1 protein-coding gene is annotated in these 3,116 nt (G+C 37.0%); it reads left to right on the forward strand.

What is annotated here, in order from left to right:
• Positions 1–650 precede the first annotated feature (650 nt).
• Positions 651–2,774 (forward strand): ATP-dependent Clp protease ATP-binding subunit, encoded by a 2,124-nt coding sequence (locus tag ACIQAA_RS32330; RefSeq protein WP_402628005.1) that lies wholly within the window; start codon positions 651–653, stop codon positions 2,772–2,774.
• Positions 2,775–3,116: the final 342 nt, after the last annotated feature.

A 3,116-nucleotide genomic window follows, 5' to 3' on the forward strand; every position in this document is an offset into this window, starting at 1 on the left:
ATTTCAATTACCCGTAAATCCAATTACAAGGGTTATGAAATCCTGCGAATAAGTGAGCATTCAAGAGATATTCGTATCAAACTGAGGGAGTTGAACAAGGTAACACGTTAGTGGTTTCCTTAGTGGAAAACATTCATAATAGGCACTGTAGTATTTGCATTATTCTCTACATTTGTTGGAGAAGGAATTTTTTTCAAGGGTTAGGGATTTATATATTGTTAAAATAGAAGCATATTTACTCTGTCAATCTTATGCGTTTTTAGGAATATTAGTAAAATTCCTACTAGAAAAATTTAAAATGATTGAGGTTATTTCTAAAAATAAAGAATAATATTCTTGTTAAGCAAACGGGAGCGTTTCTTAAAGAGGGAGAAATGCTCTTTTTTGTTGAATAAAGGCTCAGTAAAAGAGAGACTTGGGCAAAATAGACTGACAATTACATTACATTATTCTTATGTTTACAACAGTATGGTGGAGTAAACGTTTACTAGGTTGGGTATATACCCAACCATTACCTGTAGAAATGTTAAAAGAAGTACAATATAATAGAAGAAACTTAATAAAAAATTCACCGGGCCTACTGGTAGAAGTGGCTCCTTTTTCATATATTCATAGTCAAAGATAGTCAAAGTCAAAAGGAGGGTGGAATTATGATTTGTCAAAACTGTCAAACATCGCCAGCGAGTTATCAGTTAAACTTCTCATTTAATCACGGTCAAAGCCAAATTAGTTTGTGTGCGGAATGCTATGATATCGCAAAACAAAAATTGGAAAACGGCTCCATTCAACTTGACAACCAAATGTTCAATCTGTTGGACACAGATGGCAGCCAGCCTGAGAAAAACAAAAATGTCCATTTAACCAAGCCAAAGAAACGAAAAAAAAATAGCTTTCTTGATCAACATGGACTGAACTTGACGAATGAAGCAAAAGAAGGGCGCATTGATGGCGTGATCGGTAGGGATCAAGAAATTGAACGTATCCTTCAAATATTAAACCGTCGTACAAAAAATAATCCGGTCTTAATCGGTGAGGCTGGTGTTGGGAAAACAGCGATCGTTGAAGGCCTTGCCCTTCAAATCGTCAAAGGCAAAGTACCGGCGAAACTAAAAAAGAAAGAAGTATATTTGCTAGACATCAGTTCACTTGTAGCAGGTACATCCTACAGAGGACAATTTGAAGAAAAAATGAAAAAACTTATTGCTGAATTACAACAACGTAAAAACGTCATTTTGTTCATTGATGAACTGCACATGATGGTTGGTGCTGGAGGTACGTCTGACGGTTCAATGGATGCAGGGAATATATTAAAACCAGCGTTAGCGCGCGGTGATATTCAAATTGTTGGCGCAACAACGATGAAAGAATATCGCATGATTGAAAAAGATCCTGCACTTGAGCGTCGCTTCCAATCGGTGATCGTGAAAGAACCGTCTGTGAATGAGGCGTTTGAAATTTTAAAAGGAATTCGGCCAGCATATGAAAAGTATCACGATGTAACGTATTCGGATGATGTCCTAAAAGCATGTGTGACACTATCAAAACGCTATATTCAAGATCGCTTCTTACCAGATAAGGCCATCGATTTAATGGATGAGGCCGGTGCAATACTAAACCTTGCTCAAGGAGAGCTAGATGTTAACTATTTAAAACAGCGCTTAAAAGACATTACTAAAGAAAAACAACAAGCAACGAAATTAGAGCACTATGAAAAAGCGGCGATTCTTCGTGATGAAGAGAGAGAAATGAAACAAATATTATCTGAATACTCAGACAATACAACGAAAGGTATTACCGTAGAAATGGTCCAAGAGATTATTGAAAAAAGTACTGGAATCCCTGTACAAAAGCTACAAAAAGCAGAGCAACAAAAAATGAAAGACTTGAAAGAGCGACTAGCAAGTAAAATTATTGGTCAGGATAAAGCTATTGAAAAAGTAGCCAATGCAATCTTAAGGGCAAGTGTTGGGTTAAAACCGAAAACACGTCCAACCGCTTCATTTTTATTCTTAGGTCCAACAGGTACAGGTAAAACCGAATTGACGAAAACTCTTGCCGCCGAATTATTCGGCAGTAAAGATGCGATGATTCGCCTAGATATGAGTGAATATATGGAAAAACATTCTGTCTCTAAGCTCATTGGTTCACCTCCTGGCTATGTCGGACATGAAGACGCAGGTCAGTTAACGGAACAAGTTCGCCGAAACCCTTATTCCATAATTCTGCTGGATGAAATCGAAAAAGCACACCCAGATGTGATGAATGTGTTTCTTCAAATCATGGAAGATGGCAGGTTAACAGATAGCCAAGGAAGAGTTGTAAGCTTTACGGAAACGATTATCATCATGACTTCAAACGCAGGTGTTGGAAACAAAACTTTAGGGCCAATTGGTTTTGGCAGCGATGAACAGCAAGGAGCAGAGTCAAATATTGTCGATAAAATCGGAAATCACTTTAAGCTTGAATTCTTAAACCGTATTGATTCGATTATTGAGTTTAACCACCTACAAAAAGAGAACCTTGTGGAAATTATCGAGATTATGATGGCGGAGCTTAAAGAAACATTAGAGGAACAAGGGATTTCCATTGAAATCGATAAGGAAGCAAAAGAAAAGATTGCCGAATTAGGATATAGCAATGTGTTTGGTGCTCGTCCACTTCGACGCGTCATTCAAGAGAAAATTGAAGATAAAATCACTTCTTTAATTATTAATAGTGAAAACGTAACTACGATCACTGTCTCAGTAGAAAATAATAATATTAACGTAGCATAAGGATAGATGATCTTCATCTATCCTTTCAGCTTGTCGAGAAACCCCACTTTTCAAATCAGTGGGGTTCCTCTTATAAATAGATCATTCAATGTTGGAACAAAAAACGATTTCTATAGGCTTCAATATGGTAATTTTAATTAAATTAACGAAGTTTTTTGATAAGTTTGTGAAGGATTACACTTAAAGTAACGGGTGCAATAGTTAAAGATGAAGGTCGCTGCGGCCGTCTCTTTCTTGCTTGTTGTGCTAACGAAGCAGGTTAGCATTCCTGTAGATCGTTAAATTTCAGGTTTGAAAAAAATAGAGCCCCTCAGTAAGATACGAGTATAGAGTCCAATCTAA

Source organism: Neobacillus sp. NPDC093182 (assembly GCF_044754045.1).

Excerpts from the sequence above, each read along its gene's own strand:
- ACIQAA_RS32330 (WP_402628005.1), top strand. The coding sequence starts at position 651 with ATGATTTGTCAAAACTGTCAAACATCGCCAGCGAGTTATCAGTTAAAC.